25 protein-coding genes are annotated in these 20,043 nt (G+C 66.1%); 17 read left to right on the forward strand and 8 right to left on the reverse strand.

The annotated features are described in order from the left end of the window. Positions 1-152: 152 nt before the first annotated feature. From P3H15_RS42800 to P3H15_RS42825, 6 genes are all read left to right on the forward strand, one after another. Positions 153-1,175, forward strand: a complete 1,023-nt coding sequence (locus tag P3H15_RS42800; RefSeq protein WP_276142840.1) for an AraC family transcriptional regulator — start codon at positions 153-155, stop codon at positions 1,173-1,175. Between the two features lie 538 nt (positions 1,176-1,713). Continuing rightward, positions 1,714-1,854 carry a hypothetical protein gene (locus P3H15_RS42805; protein WP_276142841.1) on the forward strand — a complete coding sequence of 47 codons (141 nt, stop codon included), beginning with the start codon at positions 1,714-1,716 and terminating at the stop codon, positions 1,852-1,854. 171 nt (positions 1,855-2,025) lie between these two features. Further along, on the forward strand, positions 2,026-2,304 hold the full coding sequence (locus P3H15_RS42810) for a hypothetical protein (RefSeq protein WP_276142842.1): 279 nt from the start codon (positions 2,026-2,028) through the stop codon (positions 2,302-2,304). A gap of 393 nt (positions 2,305-2,697) precedes the next feature. Continuing rightward, complete coding sequence (locus tag P3H15_RS42815) at positions 2,698-3,039, forward strand: helix-turn-helix transcriptional regulator (protein WP_276142843.1); 342 nt, start codon at positions 2,698-2,700, stop codon at positions 3,037-3,039. 3 nt (positions 3,040-3,042) lie between these two features. Beyond that, positions 3,043-3,528, forward strand: coding sequence for an SRPBCC domain-containing protein (locus tag P3H15_RS42820; RefSeq protein WP_276142844.1), 486 nt, complete (start codon positions 3,043-3,045; stop codon positions 3,526-3,528). A 122-nt stretch (positions 3,529-3,650) separates the two neighbouring features. Next, on the forward strand, positions 3,651-4,952 hold the full coding sequence (locus P3H15_RS42825; RefSeq protein WP_276142845.1) for a S9 family peptidase: 1,302 nt from the start codon (positions 3,651-3,653) through the stop codon (positions 4,950-4,952). 21 nt (positions 4,953-4,973) lie between these two features. On the opposite strand, the gene P3H15_RS42830 is transcribed toward P3H15_RS42825, so the two are convergent. From P3H15_RS42830 to P3H15_RS42845, 4 genes are all read right to left on the reverse strand, one after another. Further along, a complete protein-coding gene (locus P3H15_RS42830) occupies positions 4,974-5,606 on the reverse strand; it encodes a TetR/AcrR family transcriptional regulator (protein WP_276142846.1) in 633 nt (210 codons plus the stop codon). Between the two features lie 8 nt (positions 5,607-5,614). After that, the gene (locus tag P3H15_RS42835) at positions 5,615-7,090 is read right to left on the reverse strand and encodes an MFS transporter (protein ID WP_276142847.1); all 1,476 of its coding nucleotides are present in this window, start codon (positions 7,088-7,090) and stop codon (positions 5,615-5,617) included. A gap of 169 nt (positions 7,091-7,259) precedes the next feature. Further along, the gene (locus P3H15_RS42840; protein ID WP_276142848.1) at positions 7,260-7,640 is read right to left on the reverse strand and encodes a hypothetical protein; all 381 of its coding nucleotides are present in this window, start codon (positions 7,638-7,640) and stop codon (positions 7,260-7,262) included. 164 nt (positions 7,641-7,804) lie between these two features. Continuing rightward, entirely contained in the window at positions 7,805-7,936 is a 132-nt protein-coding gene (locus P3H15_RS42845; RefSeq protein WP_276142849.1) for a hypothetical protein, read from the reverse strand. 266 nt (positions 7,937-8,202) lie between these two features. On the opposite strand from P3H15_RS42845, the gene P3H15_RS42850 reads away from it, so the two are divergent. Continuing rightward, positions 8,203-8,454 carry a hypothetical protein gene (locus P3H15_RS42850; RefSeq protein ID WP_276142850.1) on the forward strand — a complete coding sequence of 84 codons (252 nt, stop codon included), beginning with the start codon at positions 8,203-8,205 and terminating at the stop codon, positions 8,452-8,454. Between the two features lie 48 nt (positions 8,455-8,502). Here P3H15_RS42850 and P3H15_RS42855 read toward each other — a convergent pair whose 3' ends face one another. Next, positions 8,503-9,483, reverse strand: coding sequence for a GlxA family transcriptional regulator (locus P3H15_RS42855; protein WP_276142851.1), 981 nt, complete (start codon positions 9,481-9,483; stop codon positions 8,503-8,505). Positions 9,484-9,613: 130 nt separating this feature from the next. Between P3H15_RS42855 and P3H15_RS42860 the strand changes: the two genes are divergently transcribed. Together P3H15_RS42860 and P3H15_RS42865 are read left to right on the forward strand one after the other, a co-directional pair. After that, positions 9,614-10,252 (forward strand): HD domain-containing protein, encoded by a 639-nt coding sequence (locus tag P3H15_RS42860; protein ID WP_276142852.1) that lies wholly within the window; start codon positions 9,614-9,616, stop codon positions 10,250-10,252. Between the two features lie 32 nt (positions 10,253-10,284). Further along, a complete protein-coding gene (locus tag P3H15_RS42865; RefSeq protein ID WP_072943351.1) occupies positions 10,285-10,722 on the forward strand; it encodes a carboxymuconolactone decarboxylase family protein in 438 nt (145 codons plus the stop codon). A gap of 419 nt (positions 10,723-11,141) precedes the next feature. Here the strand turns inward: P3H15_RS42865 and P3H15_RS42870 are convergent, their stop codons facing one another. After that, on the reverse strand, positions 11,142-11,843 hold the full coding sequence (locus tag P3H15_RS42870; RefSeq protein ID WP_276142853.1) for an MspA family porin: 702 nt from the start codon (positions 11,841-11,843) through the stop codon (positions 11,142-11,144). A 173-nt stretch (positions 11,844-12,016) separates the two neighbouring features. Here P3H15_RS42870 and P3H15_RS42875 point away from each other — a divergent pair, with 173 nt between their 5' ends. Then, positions 12,017-12,844: an LLM class flavin-dependent oxidoreductase gene (locus tag P3H15_RS42875; protein ID WP_276142854.1), complete on the forward strand. Its 828-nt coding sequence runs from the start codon at positions 12,017-12,019 to the stop codon at positions 12,842-12,844. 67 nt (positions 12,845-12,911) lie between these two features. Here P3H15_RS42875 and P3H15_RS42880 read toward each other — a convergent pair whose 3' ends face one another. After that, the gene (locus tag P3H15_RS42880; RefSeq protein WP_276142855.1) at positions 12,912-13,811 is read right to left on the reverse strand and encodes a helix-turn-helix transcriptional regulator; all 900 of its coding nucleotides are present in this window, start codon (positions 13,809-13,811) and stop codon (positions 12,912-12,914) included. Between the two features lie 101 nt (positions 13,812-13,912). On the opposite strand from P3H15_RS42880, the gene P3H15_RS42885 reads away from it, so the two are divergent. The 7 genes from P3H15_RS42885 to P3H15_RS42915 all read left to right on the forward strand — a co-directional run bounded on the left by P3H15_RS42885 (position 13,913) and on the right by P3H15_RS42915 (position 19,806). Beyond that, complete coding sequence (locus tag P3H15_RS42885) at positions 13,913-14,962, forward strand: alcohol dehydrogenase catalytic domain-containing protein (protein WP_276142856.1); 1,050 nt, start codon at positions 13,913-13,915, stop codon at positions 14,960-14,962. Beyond that, positions 14,959-16,425 (forward strand): MFS transporter, encoded by a 1,467-nt coding sequence (locus P3H15_RS42890; RefSeq protein ID WP_276142857.1) that lies wholly within the window; start codon positions 14,959-14,961, stop codon positions 16,423-16,425. Before P3H15_RS42885 ends, P3H15_RS42890 begins: the two co-directional genes overlap by 4 nt. Beyond that, positions 16,422-17,306, forward strand: a complete 885-nt coding sequence (locus P3H15_RS42895) for an aldo/keto reductase (RefSeq protein WP_276142858.1) — start codon at positions 16,422-16,424, stop codon at positions 17,304-17,306. The genes P3H15_RS42890 and P3H15_RS42895 overlap by 4 nt, the downstream gene beginning before the upstream one ends. A 55-nt stretch (positions 17,307-17,361) precedes the next feature. Next, a complete protein-coding gene (locus tag P3H15_RS42900; RefSeq protein WP_276142859.1) occupies positions 17,362-18,120 on the forward strand; it encodes an ArsR family transcriptional regulator in 759 nt (252 codons plus the stop codon). Positions 18,121-18,136: 16 nt separating this feature from the next. Continuing rightward, a complete protein-coding gene (locus P3H15_RS42905; protein ID WP_276142863.1) occupies positions 18,137-18,517 on the forward strand; it encodes a VOC family protein in 381 nt (126 codons plus the stop codon). A gap of 141 nt (positions 18,518-18,658) precedes the next feature. After that, positions 18,659-19,360: a thioesterase II family protein gene (locus P3H15_RS42910; protein WP_276142860.1), complete on the forward strand. Its 702-nt coding sequence runs from the start codon at positions 18,659-18,661 to the stop codon at positions 19,358-19,360. Positions 19,361-19,476: 116 nt separating this feature from the next. Beyond that, positions 19,477-19,806 carry a VOC family protein gene (locus P3H15_RS42915; RefSeq protein WP_276142861.1) on the forward strand — a complete coding sequence of 110 codons (330 nt, stop codon included), beginning with the start codon at positions 19,477-19,479 and terminating at the stop codon, positions 19,804-19,806. A gap of 145 nt (positions 19,807-19,951) precedes the next feature. Here the strand turns inward: P3H15_RS42915 and P3H15_RS42920 are convergent. Further along, a partial coding sequence (locus tag P3H15_RS42920; protein WP_276142864.1) for an acyl-CoA dehydrogenase family protein occupies positions 19,952-20,043 on the reverse strand: 92 nt, incomplete at its 5' end.

Here is a 20,043-nt window from a genome sequence, read left to right on the forward strand (position 1 = left end):
TGTGATCCAGGTCGCTATCCGCAACGCGCCAGAGGTAGCCGCATCACGCCACGAACTTCCGGCGGCGGCGGTCCCGGTGCCCGCCGGGGATACCATCGGACTGACCGGGCGCTCGATCGGACGAGGTTGACGTGGGCATTCACCAATTCGATATGCACGATCCAGGACACGCCTCCGCGTTGCCGGGCCCACTGGCGCGCCACGACACACTCGACACCGCCAGCGTCGACGAGTTCCGCCACCAGGCCTCCAGCCTGCTCAGCGAACACCGCATCCGCCGCATCGACGCGGTCGACACGGCGCCGTTCCGGGGCCGGGTGCGCGCGGCGTCGCTCGGCGATCTGCAACTGGTCTATCTGGAACAAGGCGTCGGTATCGACGTCGACATCCTCGAACACCTCGACTACTACGACCTGATGCTCGCAGTGGAGGGCACCAACCAGATCACCTGCAACGACGCTCGCGCACACGTCGGGCCTGCCCACGCTGCACTGCTGTCGCCGAGGATGCGCGCCCGGATGCAGATGGACGCGTCCTACCGGCAGATGCATCTGCGCATCGAACAACACGCCCTCGACCGTCGACTGGAGTGCCTGATCGGACGATCCGCTCCCGGGCCGGTGATCTTCGATCTGTCCGTGGATCTGACGACGCCCCAACTGTCCACCTGGATGTCGTCACTGCAGGTAGTGATCCGCGACCTCGACGCGGAGAGTGGACTCACCGCCCACCCACTCGCCGCTGCGAGCGTGCAGGACATGCTGCTCACCGGTCTGCTCCTCGCACAGCCACACACCTACTCGGCAGTCCTCCACGACCACGATCAGCCTCGGCTCGCCCGCCGCGCACTCGCCCGCGCCGTGGAGTACTACGAACAACACCTCACCGAGTCGGTGACGATCGGTGACGTCGCCCAGCACGTCGGTGTCAGCGTGCGGTCGCTGCAACGCGCCTTCCAGGAGGATCTGGGCACGTCACCGAGCCGCTATCTCGAGTCGCTTCGACTGGCCCGGGTCCGGGAGGATCTTCTCGCAGCGAACGGGCCGGACACGGGGTCGGTGACAGACATCGCCTACCGGTGGGGCTTCGTTCACCTTTCCCGCTTCGCGGCCGCATACCGGCGGCGATACGGCGAAACCCCTTCTGCCACAAGGCTCCGCGCGATCACCCATTGATGTGTGGAACAGTGGATGTAGGCTTCTCGCGATGCCGGGCTGAATTGTGCTGCAATGCACGGCTGTACGGTCCGCAGTGGGGTGAGGTGGGGGTTGTGCGGGTTCGTGGTGCAGCCAGGCGCAGCCCCCGCCAACGATGGGAATCAGCTGGCAGGGGCGCTACACGGACAGCCTGCACGTCGTGACGAGCGGCGTATCAGTGATTTTCGTGAGACGCAGCGTGGAAGTCCATAGAGTGTGACCTATGCCATTGCATAATCTTCCGGCTGCCTGAATTACCGACCGGTAGGTGCAATTCCGAAGTCGGTTATCCGGCAACCAAGGCGAAACGTAAACATGTGACATGAAACACATGTAATTCTGCGGAGAAGTCCGGCGTGCGGGTGCGAGTTGTGGTGCTGACACTTCTCGGGGCCCGGCAGGGGTATGGGTGTAGGTATATCGGCCGTTGTGCCGGTGGCGAACTCGGGTGAGTGTATGTGGTGCACCGTCACCGACGTGGCAGTCAGAACCCCTGCATGTGAAAGAAAGAGTTGTCATGGCACGGATCAGCAAGAAATCGGGGGCCGATCTAGTGGATGCGTTGCGTGTCAGTGTCGTTGGCACCGTTCTGTGCGCCGGACTGGTCATGGGCGTGATCGTCGTGGCGATGTGGAATTTCCCGGTACCGGGCGTGTAGGCCGGCGGTGACTTCTGTCCTTCGCGAGTGCCGGCGGTCCGAGGGTGCAACATCGGGCGGCCGTGTGGCGATGTACCTGTAGGGGGATTGGTTGTGCCCGTGGGTGCGGGTGGGCGGTGACAGACGTGCGGCACCTGTGGCGGGCGTCGTCTGGTGTGGAAGGAATTGGGAATGTTCGGGACGGGTTTGGGCGCGATGGTGGGCCTGCTGGTGGTTGCGCTGCTGGTGGTTCCCGTGTCGTTCGGTGTGGCGGCACGTGCGGATGCGAAGGCCCGCCGTCTGTCGGGGCCACCTGCGTCCGATGTGAATGAGGGGCGATCGGTCGCAGTCGCAGAAATGACCGGCCGGTGCGATCAGTGGCGGCAACTCGCCACCCAGGCGTGGCTGATCTGCGGCGGCGCCTCGCTGGTCGCGGTGGTGGTCGTGGGTGTGCTGATCTGCGTCGGGTGAGGACGGCTGGCGCCGGTCCGTCTGTGAATGCGGTGATCGGTCGGGTGAACCGAAGCGGCCCGGTCGGAGTGGATTTCCGCTCTGACCGGGCCTCGCCGTGACGTATGGAAAGACGCCGCTTCGGTCCCCGCCGCGCTCGTGCGGTCGGTGGATCTCAGCGCAACGGACTGCGCCAATCACCCTCGGCGCTTATGGATTTGGCGGGCGAAGAGTGCATCGGCGCGGTGCACTGGGTGTGTACCGTCGCGAGGAAATGGTAGATCCACCGGCGGGCCGCATCGCAGAGATGTGATCTATGCCACACAGATATTTCCGTGTCGGGCGATGGGCTCCTCCTGGGGTCGGGGGAGTTGCGGTCTTGCTCATACAACCAATTGGTTGTATGTTTTGGGTGTGTCAGAGACGGATGAGGACCGGGCCGACGCCCTGTTCCACGCGCTTTCCGACCGAACGCGGCGCGACATCATGCGTCGCGTGCTGGCCGGAGAGCATTCCGTCTCGGCACTGGCAGCGAAGTACGACATGAGTTTCGCCGCCGTCCAGAAGCACGTCGCCGTCCTCCAGAAGTCCGGCTTACTCGTCAAGCGACGCAGCGGCCGTGAACAACTCGCCACGGGCGATGTGGAAGCAGTGCGCGCGGTGTCGTCCATGCTCGCCGAGTTGGAACAGGTGTGGCGTGGACGGATCGCCCGCATCGATGAACTGATCGCAACGGAACAGCAATGGAAGGACTGAACGATGCCTGTCACCAATGTCAGCCACGACACCGATGCATTGACCCTGACCATCACCGCCGAGTTCGCCGCACCCCGAGCGCGGATCTGGCAGATCTATGCCGATCCCCGCCAGCTCGAGAAGATCTGGGGCCCGCCGACGTACCCGGCGACGGTCGTCGACCACGAGTTCGCCCCCGGCGGTCGGGTCACGTACTTCATGACCGGCCCCGAGGGTGACAAGCATGCGGGCTACTGGAACATCGTCTCCGTCGACGAACCGAACGGCTTCACCTTCACCGACGGATTCGCCGATGCTGATTTCACTCCGATCGAATCGATGCCGGTGTCCACCAACGAGTTCTCCTTCGAGGACAAAGGCGGCAGCACCGTCGCTACCTACGTCAGTACCTATGCCACCGCCGAAGGTCTCCAGCAGGTGCTCGACATGGGCGTGGTCGAGGGGGCCTCGCAGGCGATCGGCCAGATCGACGATCTCATCAGGGGTTGAGGCTGCCGGTTCATCGACGCCGCCTCGCCGTCCGTGTGCGAGGCGGCGCCTCCAAACCGGTGCGGGATGCGGTCACGCAGTGATGAGATCGTCATGGGGCAGCACCGACGGGAGGGCGTTCGATGGCCGAGATCCGCGTGAGCGCGAGCGAGGTACGTCTCGCATTGTCCAGGTTCGAAAAATTCGCCGGATTGCACGGCGACGTCGCCGTCCCCATGCCGCTGATTCGAGGCGCCGAGGTGATCGCCGACCCGTTCGCGAACATCCGGGGTGTGCGGGCGCCGGGTCTGGGAATTCCGCGGCGTCTGTGCATCGGGACCTGGCGCGGCAGGGGAGTGCGCTCGTTCGTCGCGGCGCGGGCGGGTGTCCCGGCGATTCGCGTGCGCACCCTCGGACGGGGCTCGGGAGCGGAGTTCGACGAACTGATCGTGACCGTGCCTTATGCCGTTCGCGTCGCGTCGCAGATCCGTGACGTGCTCGATCCCGGGCGTGCCGGTGTGTCCGAACGCGAGGTGGGGTTCCGGTCCGGCGACGGCACCGTACTGACCGGCACTGTGACGGTTCCGGCGGGTGCCGAGGGCGGGCCGGCGGCGGTGATCCTCACCGGGTCCGGCCGACTCGATCGCGACGGCGACCACGCAAAGCTCCCGATCGGTGTGAGCCGTGCCCTCGCGGACGCGTTGGCCGAGAAGGGTGTCGCCTCGCTGCGATACGACAAGCGCGGGGTCGCGCACTCGGGCGGCGACTACCTGTCGGCCGGCCTGTCGGACAACTTCGCGGACGCCGCTGCCGCCGTCGACTGGTTGCGCGCGACAGGGGGATTCGGACGCAATTCGATCGCGGTCATCGGGCACAGCGAGGGTGCCTGCCTCGCAGTGGCGCTGGGAGCAGATCGGGGGGTCGACCCGGCGGCAGTGGTGCTTCTCGCGTGTCCGGCGGTGACGGGTCGGCAGGTGCTGCACTGGCAGTCGGACAAGGCCGTCGACGGCCTGCCTGCTCCGGTGCGGGCGGTCCTGCGGGCACTGCACATCGATGTGAAGGAAAGGCAACGCGCGGCGCTCGAGAAGCTGTCCCGGACCACCACCGACACCGCGCGGATGGGTGGTCGCCGGGTGAATGCGCGCTGGTTCCGAGAGTTTCTCGACTTCGATCCGAAACCGCTGTTGCGGGAGAACCGCGCGCCGGTCCTTGCGATCACGGGAGCCAAGGACGTGCAGGTGGACCCGGCTGATCTCGCGGCGATCGCCGAACTCGTGCCCGGCCACGTCGACTCCGTCCGGGTTCCGGACCTGACGCATCTGATCCGACGTGACACGGACCCGCCGTCGCTGCGCGCCTACCGGCGACTCGTGCGCGACGCCGTGGATCCGGAAGTCCTGTCGCTGGTGGCCGACTGGACCGCCGGCCACCTGCGCCGTGCCTGAAGCGGCTGGGATCCGCCGTACTTATCGGGGCGACATGTTGTCGATGATCTGTGCGACGTGCTGGGCGCTCATCGGGCTCTCGTCGAGAGTGTCCGCGCCGGGCCGCAGTCCCGCGATCATGATCGCCATGGCCCGGCGCCACCCTGTGTCGGTGACGCCGCGGGTTGTCGCGACGACGCCGCGCACGGACCAGAAGATGAGATCCAGGTCGGCGTCGGCGGCATCCTCGCGGATGCGCCCGTGTTGCTTGGCTCGCGCCAGGAGTTCGAACAGGATCCGTCGGTACTCGTCCCGCAGCATCGTGGTCTCGTCGTCGTTCCACATACGGGACAAACATCCTCGGTTCGACGCCAAGATGGCACCGGTACCGTACAGAACCTGCTCGAGGCCTTCGCCGTCCGGTGCGGACAGCGCTTCGTCGGCAAGGGCCAGGAAGTCGTCGTATACCTGGCGGACGAGCTCACTGACCAATGCATCCTTGGTGGGGAACCGGCGGTAGAGGGTGCCGATCCCGACGCCGGCGACCCGGGCGATCTCGTCGACGCCCACATCCAGGCCGCGCTCGCTGAACACGGTCGCTGCCGCGTCGAGTAGCCGCTGCCGATTCTCCGCGGCGTCGCGGCGCAGCGCCCTTTCGCTTCCCCGAACCCTCATGTCGGACTTCATTCGGATTCGTCGCCCACCAGAGTGCCGCCCGCGACCATCGCGAGTTCCGGGTGCCGCAGTGCGGCCGACTCCTCGAGATGCGTGGTCTTGTCCCGCTTCATCGCCGGGATGAACATGGCCGCAACGGCGCCGAGGCCCACTGCTGTGCCCAGCATGACGAATCCATGGGTGTAGCCGGATTCCGGCGGAACTCCCGCGGAGGACGCCCCCGCGGTGACGATGCTGGCCATGAGTGCAGCGCCCACAGAGCCGCCGATCGTGCGGATGTTCGCGTTCATACCGCTGGCGACACCGGTCTGTTCGGGTGGTACCGCTGCGACGACGACATTCGACATCGCCGAGAAAGCCAGTCCGAAGCCGATCCCGATCAATGACGTGGCGACGTAGATGTCGATTTCGGTGTCATGCGCGAACGCCACCACGAAGTAGCCGATCGCACCCACGATCGACCCTGCGATGAGCAGGACTTTCGAACCCAGCCGAGCCGCCAGGCGGCCGGAGGCGAGTCCGAGCAGGAACATTCCCACGCTCAGGGGCAGCAGCATCAGCCCCGACTCGGTGACCGAGGCGCCGAAGCCGTATCCGGCGGACGTGGGCGTCTGCAGGAACTGCGGCAGGAAGCCGAATGCGGCATACATGCCGACGCCCATCAGCAGAGCCAGCAGGTTGGCCGCCCAGACGCTGCGGATCCGCATCATCCGCATGTCGATCAGCGGGTTGGCGGATCGCGCTTCGGCGACCACCCAAGTCACGACGACGATCGCGGCAGCCACCAGAAGCCCGACGACGATCGGTGAGCCCCAACCCCATGCGGGCGCCTGACTCACACCGAGCAGGAGCGCGACCAGCCACCCCGAGAGCAGCAGTGCGGTGAGCCAGTTGATCTTGCCGGCAGTGTGCACGGGGGAGTCGGGGATCAGGATCTGCGCGGCCACCCCCGCGAGCACGACCATGATCAGCGGAATCCAGAACAGCCAGTGGTAGCTCAGCACCGTCACGATGGGACCGGCGAGGACGATGCCGAGACCTGCGCCGACAGCGGTGAGTGCGGCGATGATGCCGACAGCACCCGCCACCTTCTCCTCGGGGAACTCATCGCGGATGATGCCGAACGCCAAGGGCAGGACACCGCCACCGATGCCCTGGATCACCCGGGCCGCGATCATCACCGGCAGAGATGTGGCGAGGGCGGCGAGCAGGGACCCCACCGCCAGCGCGGTGAGTGCAACGACGAACACGCGCTTCTTGCCGTGCATGTCGCCGAGCCGTCCCATGACCGGGGTGAAGATCGACGCCGACAACAGGTAGGCGGTCAACACCCACGTGACGTCGGCCTGAGTAGTGCCCAGTGCCGACTCGAGGGTGGGCAGCACCGGAATCACCAGTGACTGCAGAAGGGCGAAGGCGCCGACTCCGATAGTGAGAACGGCAAATGTCAATTGATAGTGCGTCCGCGGCGAAGCGGTTTTCATGAATACTCCCAACGAAGCGGAGCGTTCACTCCGCATATTGGGAATCTATCATTCGACACGGTGCGGGTGCGTGATCCCGGTCAGTTGGGACCTTTGCGTCCGACGAGGTGGAGTCATGGCCGGCCAAACTTTCCCCGCTGTCGTCGCCAACCACTCCACGATATTGGGTTCACATCCACGGCATGTCGGGATCGAGCGGGTGGGAGATCACGCCGTCGTCGGGCTCGAGGGGGTAGTTCGCCGGGTGGAACTGGGCGCTCGAGGATCCGAAGAGGTCGGTGCCGCCCGGCTGGGTCAGCGTGGTGCCGGGCTCGACCAAGGTGACCTGCGGGGGCCGGTCCTCGTCGGGGGCGTCGCAGGAGACCATGGGCCAGGCGTCGGCGCATCCGATGCGGTCTCGTACCTGGACGGTGTACGGGGAAACCGCGGGTGGAGCGACCCCGTCGGCGGGTGCGGCACCAGCGGTGGCACCTTGTGCCATCAACACCCCCAGTCCTACGGCGACGCCTGCGGCGGCTGCGACTGCGGTGCGGGTCTTGATCGAGGTCATTGTGTTACTCCTGCCTGGTGGGTGAAGTCCGCGTCTTGCGAACGACACCAACTCTGCTCCGGGAGCGGGCCGGTGGTAACACCGACAGGGTGGTCATCCCGCCACCCTGTACGGTGTCGAAATTCACCCCTCGGGGTGGTTCCTCGGAGGACGGCGGTTCGGTGCTACGGCTGTCGAACAGCCCGCACGCGCCGGTCGAGGGCCAGCACGCAGAAGCCGGCGACGACGAGGATCATCGCCATCGCGAAGAAGTCCCAGGGAGTCGACGATTGGCGGAAGCCGGCTCCGGATGGCATAGAACGCCGCCAGATTCGCGCCGAAGGCGAGCCAGAGCAGAAAAGTGTTCAGCAACCACGATCTCGTACGAAGTCGAGATACACCGAGGCTTCCCTTTCCGGCGGGGTGGCTGTTGTCTGATGCGTCTGCCAGGACGATGGCGTTGGAGGGCAAGGCGGGATCGAGCCGGCGCAGAGTGGCGTGCGCGCCATGCCCTTGCAAACTCACTGACCGTGCGTCGCTGTCCGGATCGATGGGTAGCAGGTAGCCGACCAGGTGGCCGACGATGGTCGTCGACGGGTACTCGAGTATGACGTTGGGAGACATCGCATCCGATGCAGTCGATCTGGTCGAATGCGTGCTCGACGATCTCCGAAATCGCGGCGAGGTACGCGAGGACATCGACTCCCACACCCTGGCCACCATCTGCTTCGGCAGCTATTCCGCCGCCTTTCTCCGAGGTTACAGCGATCGCGAGGATCTGGCCGAGAAGGTTGCGGCGACCCTGTGGCCGGGAAGTGCGGTCGTGCACACGTAGCCACGACAGTCCCGTGCCCGGCTGCAACCACCTCACGCCGGCGTCGAGTTACTCCGCGTCGGCGCGATGTGCGGTGCCGAATCGGCGTTGGTAGACGGTCGGTGACATCGACAGCTCTCGCACGAAGACTCGTCGCAGACTTTCGTAACTGGGGAATCCGGCGAGTGATGCTGCCTGTGTTGCGTTGTGTCCCTGGTCGAGGAGGGCCTTTGCCAGATCGAAGCGGATCAGTTCGACGTAACGGGCCGGGGTGGTGGACAGTTCGGCTCGGAACAGGCGTGTGAGGTGTCGGGCACTGACGTTGAGGTGTGTGGCGAGTTCGGTGAGGGAGTGGTCCCCGGCGGGGTCCGCCGTCACCAGGTCCACGATGCGGCGCAGGGCCGGTGTTCGTGGTGGCGGGCCCTGGAGTGGGGCGGAGAATTGTGATTGTCCGCCGGCTCGCTGCAGGTAGACCACCAGGTGTCGGGCTACGTCGCGGGTCAGCTCGGGGCCGTGGTCTTCCTCGACCAGTGCCAGTGCCAGGTCGATGCCGGCGCTGACACCGGCGGAGGTGTAGGTGGTGCCGTCGCGAACGTAGATCGAATCGGGTTCGACGTGCGTCGTCGGGTGCCGGGCGGCGAGTTGGTGTGCGACTTTCCAGTGTGTTGTGGCGCGTTTGCCGTCCAGCAGTCCGGCCGCGGCGAGGACGAACGCCCCGGTGCAGATGGACCCGACCCGGGCGGCTCGCGTGGCGAGAGTGTTCGTGGCGTCGATCAGGTCGCGGGCGATGGCGGTTCGTGGGTAGATGTCGCCGCCGGCAACGAGGAAGGTGTCGGGGGCGGGTGCCGATTCGGCGTCGCCGTCGACGGAGAGGTGGATGCCGATCGACGAGGCCACGTCGGCGCCGGTCGGTGACAGCAGCACGATCCGGTAGTCGGCGCCGCAGCGATTCGCTTCGGCGAACACCTCGGCGGGGCCGGCGACGTCGAGCAGTTTCACGCCGTCGTAGACGAGGATCGCGACCCGATGCGGGTGGGGGCTGGTGTCCACGCTTACCGCCTGTCCGGATTCGGGTGCTTCATGGCCGGGTCCGGGCGGCGCCGGCCCGGGACGCTCGGCATCGTAAGGGGACGGGCACACCGTCCGTTCTACAACATCGACATCTGGAAGGGCAGGGCCCATGTCCGAGATCATCGCAGGAGTGGAAATTCCCGAGACGGCGGCGGCGGTGGAGGCGACACGCCTCATTCGGGAGACGACGAACCCGTTGATCTTCCATCACTCGCGGCGGGTGTTCCTCTTCAGCACGCTCCGGGCCCGCGAGCTCGACCTGCGGCCGGACCCGGAGCTGCTGTACCTGTCTGCGCTGTTTCATGACACGGGTCTGCTGCGTCCGTTCTCGGATGTCGAGCAGCGGTTCGAGCTCGACGGAGCAGATCATGCTCGCCAGTTCCTGCTCGAGCGGGGATTCTCGGGTGCTGCTACCGAGGTGGTCTGGACGGCGATCGTGTTGCACACCACGCCGGGGATTCCGGGCCGGATGGGGGACGAGGTCGCTGCCACCAACTTCGGTGTCCTCACCGATGTGGTCGGGTTGGGTTTGGACCGGCTGGATCCGGGGCAGGTGGAGGAGATCACCGCTGTTCATCCGCGAGGCGATTTCAAGAACGAGTTTCTGCGTGCCTTCGTCGACGGGCTCAGTTACCGGCCGGACACGACCTACGGCACCGTCAATGCCGACGTGCTCGAACATTTCGTCCCGGGTTTCCGCCGCGTGAGCATGGTGGAGCGGATCATGGACTCGGCCTGGCCTGCATGACCGGCACGCACCGCCTACTCGAAGGGAACATCATGACCGGCGTGAATCTCAGCAAGCAACACCCGTCCGTATACAAGAGTCTGATGAAGCTGGACGCGGACGTGAAGGCTGCCCTGGAAACGGCGGGAGTGGACCCGCTCCTGGTGGAGTTGGTGAAGATTCGCGTCTCCCAACTCAACGGCTGTGCCTTCTGCCTTCGCATGCACACCCGCGATGCCCTGGCCAAGGGGGAGACGACGGATCGACTCGCGGTCGTCGCGGCGTGGTGGGAGGCGCAGTACTTCAGCGACCAGGAGCGTGCCGCGCTCGCTCTCGCCGAACAGGTCACCGCTCTCGCCGTTCCGGAACGGCGCACCTGGGACGACGGCTCGCTCACTGACGAGCAGGTGTCCGCGATCAGCTGGCTCGCGACGGTGATGAACGCCTGGAACCGGGTCGCGGTCAGCAGCCACTATCCGGTTGCGCCGTAGAGGCGCGCGATACCGTCCGGCGACGGGGCGGTGTCGGTTGGCTCGGGCAACTCTGGTTGTGGATCTTCGGGGGTCTGCTGCGCCTCTTCGTGATCCTTTACCTCCTGCTCGCCGTCGCGGTCATACCCATGGGGCGGCCATCACGGCATGATGCACCACCGATACGGTGAGGGGAAGTCCGTGCGACGCGCCCCCGCCACCGCTTTTGGGGCAGTGAGCGGGGGCCGACATGCCGCTGGATCGGTTGCATCGAACTTGCAGCACACAGTGAATGTTACTCGCATGCAGCGGCCGAACAGCGACGAATTCTGTGCTTTCCAAACATGTCTCAGTCATGCACTGTGCGGACGGTCCGCGCAAGGACAGGCCGACGCGACTGGGTCGCGTCGGCCTGCACATCGTCGTTCGTGCCGGTGGACTCAGTTGAGCTTCTGCGGCACACCGTAAGTCATGACCGTGTCACCGTCCGCGGTGACTGCCATGGCGTACGGACGGATCGTGACCGCACCGAGAGCGCCGGAGATGGAGCCATGCACTCCCTGCATCCTCACCGAGGCCGCCGGTCCGTCGAACTCCTGGCCCTCCAGGATCGGGACGGTGGTGATTCCGCCCGGCTCGAGATCGATGTCGAGTTCCTGCGACGGAATGATGTCGCCGGCGAGTGTTGCGCTGGTGCCCGCGTTCAGCCCCAGAGTGAGGTCCGGGACGAGCCCGAGATCGATGCCGTTGCTCGAGCCGATAGCAAACCCGAGACCGGGTGTGTTCAGAACGATCGTTGCGCCTGCCAACGCGATCGGGTAACCGATCTGGTAACCGACGGTGAGTTGTGTGCCCTTGAAGGACGCCGCGTCCGGTCCGGTGATGTTGACCCCGGCATAGCCGTTGTGGAAGAACTCCACGCTGGTGGGTACGCCGTCGAGTGGCGGTACCACCTGGTACGAGGTGTCGCCCTGCAAGACCTCGATCCGGTTACCGGCGGCGTCGACGACCGAGCTGGAATTGTCCACGCCGGCCGACGCCGTGCCATTACCCATGACCATGGCGAGCGCTGCGATGCCCGCGACCGCGACAGCGCGAGTGAATCTCTTGTACCCAACGCGAGATGTGCTGATGTCCGTCATGCCGACCCCATTCAGAGTGCTTCAAATCAGAGATGAAGAAGTATGCGAAGCGTAGCCACGGGGGCGCACAGAATCTCGGTATTGATCAGAAGTTCACGACGAAGTTCCTGCGTCCGAGAGCTGCACGCTCGGCGGCCCGTGCGATTGGAGCATCGTCTCGGTAGGTTGACCTCATGCGTTATGGAGTGACGCTGCCACCGTTCATGGAGTGGTCAGACCCGTTGACGGTTGTCGAGATGGCCGCCGAGGCCGATGAGGCGGGCTGGGACGGCTTCTTCCTGTGGGATCACGTGACGTGGAACCCTGCCTGGGGTGGCACGCCACCCATCGCTGACGCGTGGACGTGCCTGGCCGCCGCGGCGACCGCGACCTCGCACGTGTTGCTGGGGACGGTGGTGACGCCGCTCGCGCGTCGTCGCCCGCAGATCGTGGCTCGTCAGGTCCTCACCGTCGACCACCTCTCGGGTGGACGCGCGCTCCTGGGGGTTGGTTTGGGCGCCGACTACGACTTCGCAGTCTTCGGGGAGCGACTGACTGCCCGCGGTGAGGTCCTCGACGAGTCGTTGGCCGTCCTGACGGCATTGTTCACTGGACGGCCGGTCGACTTCGACGGCAGGTATTACCACGTGCAATGTCCGCCGATGCTCCCGACGCCGGTGAACGGCGCGATCCCGATCTGGGTCGGAGGTCACTGGCCGAACCGGGCCCCGTTCGATCGGGCGGCTCGCTTCGACGGCGTCGTTCCCCGCAAGGCCGACGACGAAACGGGGCTGATCACCACCGATGATCTCCGTGCGATCCGGGTCGCGATCGGGCGGGAGAACGATTTCGCATACGTAGCCAGCGGCTCGACGTCCGGTCCCGATGATGTTGCCGCGGTATCGGAGTGGGTGGGGGCAGGTGCGACGTGGTGGCTGGAGAGTCTGTACCCGTTCGGTGGGCGCGCCGGGCAGATGCGGGACCGTCTGCGGGCCGGCCCACCTCGCGTCCCGGGTCGGTAGAGACCTGGGGTGGGGGTCTGCGATGCGCGTGTGTCGATGTCGGCGGTGGTCACCCGGTGTTTCGGGGTCACCGGGGACGGTGTGAAGTGTCTTGCTCGGTGTCGAGTACGTCCTGGCTGGCGGCCCAGGACGCGAGGAGCTTGAGGGCGTCGGCGGTGGGTGTGCCGGCGGCGGCGGTGTAGATGTTGAGTTGGAGGCCAGGTTCGGAGGGCAGCTCGAGTGCTTCGAAGTCGAGGTCGAGTTGACCGACGGCAGGGTGGCGCAGTCGTTTTCGACCGCTGCGGTGGAAGCGCACGTCTTGTGATGCCCAGCGTTGCCGGAACAGTTCGCTCTGGGTGGACAGTTCCCCGACCAGAGCGATGAGCGCTTTGTCGTGGGGGTTGCGTCCCGCTTCGAGTCGGAGCATGGCGGCGGCGTCCTTGGCGATCGTGTCGTAGTCGACGAAGAACTCTTCGGCTTCCCGGGGATGGAGGTAGACGAATCGGGTGGTGTTGGCCGGACGGCGAGGGTCTGCGAGCACGGGGGAGTACAGGGCCCGGGCGAGGTCGTTCATCGCGAGGATGTCGTGGCGGCCGTTGCGGATCCACGCCGGTGCGTCGGTGGTGGCGTCGAGTATTTGCTGGATCGCCGGGCGAACCGTCATCGGCTGGGTGCGGGGGCGACGGGTGCTGCTTGCTCGCGATTGGCGGGCGAGCGCGAGGAGGTGGTCGCGTTCGGCGTCGTCGAGTTGCAGGGCGCCGGCGAGGGAATCCAGAACGCTGTCGGAAGCACCGGAAAGGTTGCCGCGTTCCATGCGGACGTAGTAGTCGACTGAGACACCGGCGAGCATGGCCACCTCTTCGCGGCGCAGGCCTTTGACTCGGCGGTTACCTCCGTAGACGGGGAGTCCGCTCTGCTCGGGGGTGATGCGTGCGCGCCGCGTGCTGAGGAATTCGCGGATTTCGGTGCGCAGGTCGATCGAGCTCATGAGTCCACGGTAGGGAGTAACCGCTGGGTGTGGGAGGTACTGGCAGTACCCGGAACGTCCGTGACTCCCCGGACGACCGGAATAGAGGTCGACTGGAAGGCATGAAAGCGACGTACATGTTCGGAGCGGGCGATGTCCGCGTCATCGATGTCCCTGATCACACCATCCAATCGTCCACCGACGCTCTCGTACGGATCGTGCGGGCCTGCGTCTGTGGCAGTGACCTGCATCCCTACCACTCCATGGCTGTCGACCCTGCGGGCACGTCGATGGGGCACGAGTTCATCGGTGTCGTCGAAGCGGTCGGTGCGGACGTGAGGACGGTGCGGGTCGGTGACTTCGTCATCGCGCCGTTCGCGGTGTCGTGTGGCACCTGTGTGTTCTGTGCCCAGGGTCTGCAGACCTCGTGCGTGCGCGGCGGGTTCTGGAACGACGCCGCGCTGGGTACGGCGGGTGGTCAGGCCGAAGCAGTCCGCGTGCCGCTGGCCGACGGCACGCTGGTCACGGCGCCGGTCGGCGAGGACGACGACGATGCGCTGCTCGACTCCTTGTTGACGTTGTCGGATGTGTACGGCACCGGCTGGCATGCTGCGGTCCGCGGAGGCGTCGGCGAGGGCAGTGTCGTGACCGTGATCGGTGACGGGGCGGTGGGATTGCTGGCGGTGCTGTCGGCTCGCCAACTCGGCGCCGAGCAGATCGTGTTGATGGGTCGGCACCAGGTGCGGACCGACCTCGGTCGCGAGTTCGGTGCAACCGATGTGGTCGCCGAGCGCGGCGAGGAGGGGATCGCGAGGGTTCGCGAGCTGACCGGCGGACTGGGCAGCGCGATCGTCCTCGAGGCGGTCGGTCACCGGCCCGCCTACGACCAGGCGGTGGGCGTCGTCCGCGCGGGCGGAGTGATCAGTCGGGTGGGGGTGCCTCAGTATGAGGACGCACCGGTCGGGTTCGGGAGTCTGTTCGGACCGAATGTCACGCTGACCGGTGGTCCGGCGCCGGTCCGCGCGTATATCGAGCACCTACTTCCGGCAGTCCTGGACGGCACAGTGCAGCCGGGGAGGGTGTTCGACCGGACCGTCGGCCTGGATCAGACACCGCTGGGTTACGCCGCGATGGACGCCCGCGAGGCGCTCAAGGTCGCGGTCCGGCCGTGACGGCCCGGGTTTCCGGTCGGGCTCCCGCTGCGCCGTCCGCGATTCTGGGAATCATCCTGGCCAGCTATTTCATGGTGTTGCTGGATAATTCGGTGATCTTCACCGGGTTGCCGAGCATCCGATCCGGACTCGACCTGTCGCCGGCGGCGTTGTCGTGGGTGCAGGACGGTTACACCTTGGGCTTCGGCGGCTTGCTGCTGTTGGCCGCCCGCGCGGGGGACATCGTCGGGCGGCGCCGACTGTTCAGGATCGGGCTCGCGCTCTTCGGTGCCGCTTCCTTGCTCGTCGGGCTGGCGCCGGCGGGATGGTGGATGATCGCCTCCCGCGCGGTGCAGGGAATCGGTGCGGCGATCGTCGCACCGATCTCGTTGGCGTTGATTACGACCTATTTCGACGGCGAGGCCCGCAATCGAGCGATCGCCTGGTACGCCGCAACGGCCGGTATCGGTGCCAGCCTCGGTCTCCTCGTCGGGGGTGCGCTCACCGAGTGGATCTCCTGGCGAGCGGCGTTCCTGGTCAACGTCCCGATCGCGGTCGCGTTGATAGCGTGGTCCGGCACGGTGCTCGTGGAAACACCACGGCAAACCGGGCAGTTCGATGTGATCGGTGCGCTCGCCGCCACACTGGGCATGGGCGCCGTCATCTTCGGGATCATCGAATCCGCCGACGCCGGATGGGGATCGGCCCGGGTGCAGACTGCTCTGGTGGTCGGGGTGGTCCTGCTGGTCGCGCTGATCGTCCACGAGGGGCGGGTGCGGCAGCCGATCCTGCCCCTGCGGTTGTTCCGCAGTCGCGAACGCAGCGGCGCCTACACCGCTCGGCTGCTCTACCTCGGGGCGATGATCGGTTTCTTCTACTTCACCACCCAATTGCTCCAGGACGGGTTCGGCTTCTCCCCACTGCAAGCCGGCCTCGGGTTTCTGCCGATGACCCTCGTCAACTTCGCCGTCGCACTCGCGGTGCCCCGGCTGAGCGCCCGGCTGTCGAACGGGATTCTGCTCGCTACCGGGACGGCGCTGACGCTGGCCGGCATGGCATGGCTGAGCCGCATCGGCGCACTCGATGCATATCTCGCAGACGTTGCGCTGCCGATGATCCTGGTGGGCGCCGGGCAGGGCCTGGCGTTCGGGCCGCTGACGAACGCAGGAGTCGCCGGTGTGGACTCGGCGGACGCCGGCGCGGCCTCCGGACTGGTCAACACGGCCCACCAACTCGGGATGGCACTCGGTCTGGGCATCCTCGTCGCAATCTCGGCCAACGTAGGCGGCGCCCTCGACCGGCCGGCAGCGGTGACCGACCACGTCGGCGCCGCCCTCACCGGCAGCGCCATTCTGCTCGTGCTCGCGCTGGCCGTCGTGCTCACGGTGATCGTGCCCGCCGCACGACACCGCGCTGCCGGCCCGGGCACCTCGTCCGACAAACACACTCAGCATCCGGTGACCGACCCCAAGGTTGAAGCATGACCATCCCACTACTGACACTGAACAATGAAACAACCATGCCGGCACTGGGTTTCGGTGTGTTCCAGACGCCGCCCGATGCCACGATTGCCGCGGTCGAGGCGGCGCTGCAAACCGGATACCGGCACATCGACACCGCTGCTGCCTATCAGAACGAACGCGAGGTCGGCGAAGCGATACGCCGGTCGGGTGTCGATCGCGCGGACGTCTTCATCGAGACCAAGATCTGGATTACCGATTACGGCTACGACGCGACTCTGCACGCCTTCGACAAGAGCGCCCGCAAACTCGGAGTCGGCCAAATCGACCTGCTGATACTGCACCAGGCGCTGCCCGGCGAGTTCACGCTCACCATCGAGGCCTACAAGGCACTCGAGACGCTGCTCGCGGACGGCCGCGTCCGTGCCATCGGTGTCAGCAACTTCATGCCCGACCACCTCGCGCGACTGCGTGACGAAACATCGGTGGTGCCGGCGATCAACCAAATCGAGGTGCACCCGTACTTCCGGCAATCCGACGTGCTCACCGCCAACGCCGAACACGGCATCGTGTCCCAGGCATGGTCGCCGATCGGTGGTATCACCTTCTACCGCGACGGTTCCCACGGCTCCACTCTCGACGACCCCACCATCAAGAGCATCGCAGCGGCGCACGGCAAGTCGCCGGCCCAGACGATGCTGCGGTGGCACCTGCAGCAGGGCCGCCAGGTGATTCCGAAGTCGGTCACCCCGTCGCGTATCACCGAGAACTTCGACGTCTTCGACTTCGATCTCACCGAGGACCAACTCGCCGCGATCGACGCTCTCGACACCGGTGTGCGTGGCGGGCCGGAGCCCGACCGCATCACTCGCGAGACATTCGGTCTCGAAATTTCCGAAGCCTGAGGAATCCACCGGATACATCAAACTCATTTGATGTATCCGGTGGTAGTCTGGTGTTGTGGTGTTGGTGCGTCAACCCGTCCCGGCGTTCGTGAAGCTGGCCGCTCATCCGTTGCGGTGGCAGCTGCTGGCAGCGCTGTCCGGCGGCGATTACCGGGTCCGGGAGATGGTGACTCTGCTGGGTGAGTCGCAGAACCTCATCTCCTACCACCTGCGCCTGCTGCGCGACGGCGGGCTGGTGAGGGCTACCCGCAGCAGCTTCGACGGCCGCGACAGCTACTACCACCTGGATCTGGACTCCTGTGCCGAGATGCTGACCGGCGCGGGCGCCGCGCTGCACCCGGCGCTCGGGTTGATTCCCACTGCCCCGCAGTTCGATTCGCAGGCACCTGCGTCGGTGCTGTTCGTGTGTACCGGTAACAGTGCTCGTTCCGTGATCGCGGAAGCTCTGCTGCGGCAGCGCACCGACGGCCGGGTCGAGGCACTCAGTGCCGGCACCCGCCCTGGGCCGATAATGCACCCGAATGCGGTGCGGGTGCTGCGAGAAGAGTTCGGGATCGACATCTCCGGCCAGGATCCCCGCCACCTCGACGCACTCGCAGACCGCCGCTTCGACGCGGTAATCACCCTGTGCGACAAGGCCCGTGAAGTCTGTCCGGAGTTCGGTGAGGGCACGCGCTGGATCCACTGGAGCATCCCCGACCCGTCGGAAGCAGGCGGCACCGACGAGGACACCTACCCGGCCTTCCTGGCGACCGCAGCCGACATCGACACCCGCATCCGGTACCTGGTGCCGAACCTCACCGCCGAAACGTGAAAAGGAGCTTGCGATGATGACCTCAAACGACGACTACGTCAGCGTCCGCTACCTGGTGGACGATGTGCCCGCAGCCATCGACTTCTACACCCGCCACCTCGGCTTCACCCTGCACACGAATCCTGCCCCGGCCTTCGCCGACGTGATCCGCGGCTCGCTGAGGCTCCTGCTGTCGGGGCCGGCCAGTTCGGGGGCTCGCGCAACCCCGGCCGACAATGCCGGTCCGGGGAGAAACCGCATTCACCTCATCGTCGGCGACCTCGACGCCGAAAGCGCCCGCCTGCGTGGTGCCGGTGTCGCGTTTCGCGGCGATGTGGTCACCGGTCCGGGCGGGCGTCAGATCCTGATCGCCGACCCGGCAGGCAACCTGATCGAACTGTTCCAGCCCGTCGCCTGAGGAGCCGGCGACATCGGCTGCCCGGCGACGTCTCGCCGATAGCGCACGAGGCGACGCGCTACCGTGAACGCCGTCCACCGTGATCTCGACAACGGGGAGTGGTGAGTGAAGATGTGGATCAGGTGTTTCCAGGAATCCCCGATGGCATCCGGGGTGCTGCTGTGCTTTCCGCATGGTGGTGGTACAGCGAGCGCCTATCGGAAGTTGGCCGAAGCACTGTTCCCGCGGATCGAGTTGCTGGCGGTGCAGTATCCGGGTCGGCAGGATCGCCTCAGCGAGGAGATGATGTCCGACGTCGGCGCTATCGCGGAGCAAGTTGTGCGCGAGTCGACTCCGCCCGCGGGCAGGCGCCTTGGAGTATTCGGTCACAGCATGGGTGCCACGATTGCGTTCGAGGCGGCGCGGCGTTTCGAGCAGCGAGGTCAGGCGCTCGCAGCATTGTTCGTCTCTGGTCGAACAGCACCGAGTGTCGTCCAGCCGACGGCGTTGCACTTGGCAAGCGATCAGGCCTTGCTCGACGACATGCGCCGGCTCGGGGGTGCGGACTCGAATGTGGTGCAGATACTGGTCGAGAACCCCGACCTTGCAGAGCTGGTGCTGCCCAGCGTCCGTAACGACTACAAGGCCGTGGAGACCTACAGGTACCAGTCCGGGCCGGACGTGTCATGTCCGATCGTTGCCCTTCGCGGCGACGCCGACCCGTCGGTGACCGACACCGACATCCGGCTCTGGAGCGAATTCACGACCGGGACCTTCGACACCTGCGAATTCTCCGGCGGCCATTTCTATATCGATGATCACGCGAACGAGATCGCTTCCCTGGTCGGCTCGCGGTTCAACTGAGCCGGACGAACAGGTAGCAGACCGATCAGGAATAAAGAAGCGCCGGTCCCAGGACTGCCCTTAGCGTGGACACCGAGCGGTCGCCGACGCGGCCGCCGGACCCTGAGGAGACGAGTATGAGTGCCACGATCCGCAGCCTGGTGATTCCGGTGTCCGACCTGGACGCCGCGAAGGCGGTCTACACCGCGCTGCTCGGCGAACCGCACACCGACCAGCCCTACTACGTCGGATACAACGTCGACGGCTTCGAGGTCGCCCTCAATCCAGGCGAAGAAGGCGGGGGACCGGTGGCCTTCGCCGATGTCGAGGATCTCGATGCGGCCCGTGCGACCCTGCTCGCGGCGGGTGCGACCGAGCGGAGCGCCCCGCGCCAGGTCGCCCCGGAGGCGCGAGTGTGCGTGCTTGCCGACGCCGACGGCAACTCGATCGGTCTGCGCGGCAAGTAGCAGTCGGCGTGGCCGGGACCGTCACCGTATTCGGCGGTCCCGGCCGTCATCGCTGGAGCATGGGGATGCCCGAATCGGCTGGTGGGCACGGCGTTCGCTCAGTCGACGCAGGTACAGCACGAGGGAACCAGATCCCGCACCACGATTACCTTGCGGCGCCCAGTAGTTCGTCGGCGATGATGCGCATCTGGATCTCGCTGGTGCCCTCGAAAATCTTCGTCAACCGGGCATCACGCC

This window comes from Rhodococcus sp. T2V (assembly GCF_029269925.1).
GTDB classification, from domain to species: domain Bacteria; phylum Actinomycetota; class Actinomycetes; order Mycobacteriales; family Mycobacteriaceae; genus Rhodococcus_F; species Rhodococcus_F koreensis.

What these genes read in the sequence shown, in the direction of transcription:
- P3H15_RS42820 (WP_276142844.1), top strand. Translation starts at nt 3,043, where the DNA reads ATGCCTGTCACCAATGTCAGCCACGACACCGATGCATTGACCCTGACC.
- P3H15_RS42880 (WP_276142855.1), bottom strand. Translation starts at nt 13,811, where the DNA reads ATGAGCTCGATCGACCTGCGCACCGAAATCCGCGAATTCCTCAGCACG.
- P3H15_RS42915 (WP_276142861.1), top strand. Translation starts at nt 19,477, where the DNA reads ATGAGTGCCACGATCCGCAGCCTGGTGATTCCGGTGTCCGACCTGGAC.
- P3H15_RS42895 (WP_276142858.1), top strand. Translation starts at nt 16,422, where the DNA reads ATGACCATCCCACTACTGACACTGAACAATGAAACAACCATGCCGGCA.
- P3H15_RS42805 (WP_276142841.1), top strand. Translation starts at nt 1,714, where the DNA reads ATGGCACGGATCAGCAAGAAATCGGGGGCCGATCTAGTGGATGCGTTG.
- P3H15_RS42910 (WP_276142860.1), top strand. Translation starts at nt 18,659, where the DNA reads ATGGCATCCGGGGTGCTGCTGTGCTTTCCGCATGGTGGTGGTACAGCG.
- P3H15_RS42845 (WP_276142849.1), bottom strand. Translation starts at nt 7,936, where the DNA reads ATGCCATCCGGAGCCGGCTTCCGCCAATCGTCGACTCCCTGGGACTTC.
- P3H15_RS42825 (WP_276142845.1), top strand. Translation starts at nt 3,651, where the DNA reads ATGGCCGAGATCCGCGTGAGCGCGAGCGAGGTACGTCTCGCATTGTCC.
- P3H15_RS42830 (WP_276142846.1), bottom strand. Translation starts at nt 5,606, where the DNA reads ATGAGGGTTCGGGGAAGCGAAAGGGCGCTGCGCCGCGACGCCGCGGAG.
- P3H15_RS42810 (WP_276142842.1), top strand. Translation starts at nt 2,026, where the DNA reads ATGTTCGGGACGGGTTTGGGCGCGATGGTGGGCCTGCTGGTGGTTGCG.
- P3H15_RS42860 (WP_276142852.1), top strand. Translation starts at nt 9,614, where the DNA reads ATGTCCGAGATCATCGCAGGAGTGGAAATTCCCGAGACGGCGGCGGCG.
- P3H15_RS42835 (WP_276142847.1), bottom strand. Translation starts at nt 7,090, where the DNA reads ATGAAAACCGCTTCGCCGCGGACGCACTATCAATTGACATTTGCCGTT.
- P3H15_RS42870 (WP_276142853.1), bottom strand. Translation starts at nt 11,843, where the DNA reads ATGACGGACATCAGCACATCTCGCGTTGGGTACAAGAGATTCACTCGC.
- P3H15_RS42885 (WP_276142856.1), top strand. Translation starts at nt 13,913, where the DNA reads ATGAAAGCGACGTACATGTTCGGAGCGGGCGATGTCCGCGTCATCGAT.
- P3H15_RS42800 (WP_276142840.1), top strand. Translation starts at nt 153, where the DNA reads ATGCACGATCCAGGACACGCCTCCGCGTTGCCGGGCCCACTGGCGCGC.
- P3H15_RS42905 (WP_276142863.1), top strand. Translation starts at nt 18,137, where the DNA reads ATGACCTCAAACGACGACTACGTCAGCGTCCGCTACCTGGTGGACGAT.
- P3H15_RS42840 (WP_276142848.1), bottom strand. Translation starts at nt 7,640, where the DNA reads ATGACCTCGATCAAGACCCGCACCGCAGTCGCAGCCGCCGCAGGCGTC.
- P3H15_RS42865 (WP_072943351.1), top strand. Translation starts at nt 10,285, where the DNA reads ATGACCGGCGTGAATCTCAGCAAGCAACACCCGTCCGTATACAAGAGT.
- P3H15_RS42875 (WP_276142854.1), top strand. Translation starts at nt 12,017, where the DNA reads ATGCGTTATGGAGTGACGCTGCCACCGTTCATGGAGTGGTCAGACCCG.
- P3H15_RS42850 (WP_276142850.1), top strand. Translation starts at nt 8,203, where the DNA reads ATGGTCGTCGACGGGTACTCGAGTATGACGTTGGGAGACATCGCATCC.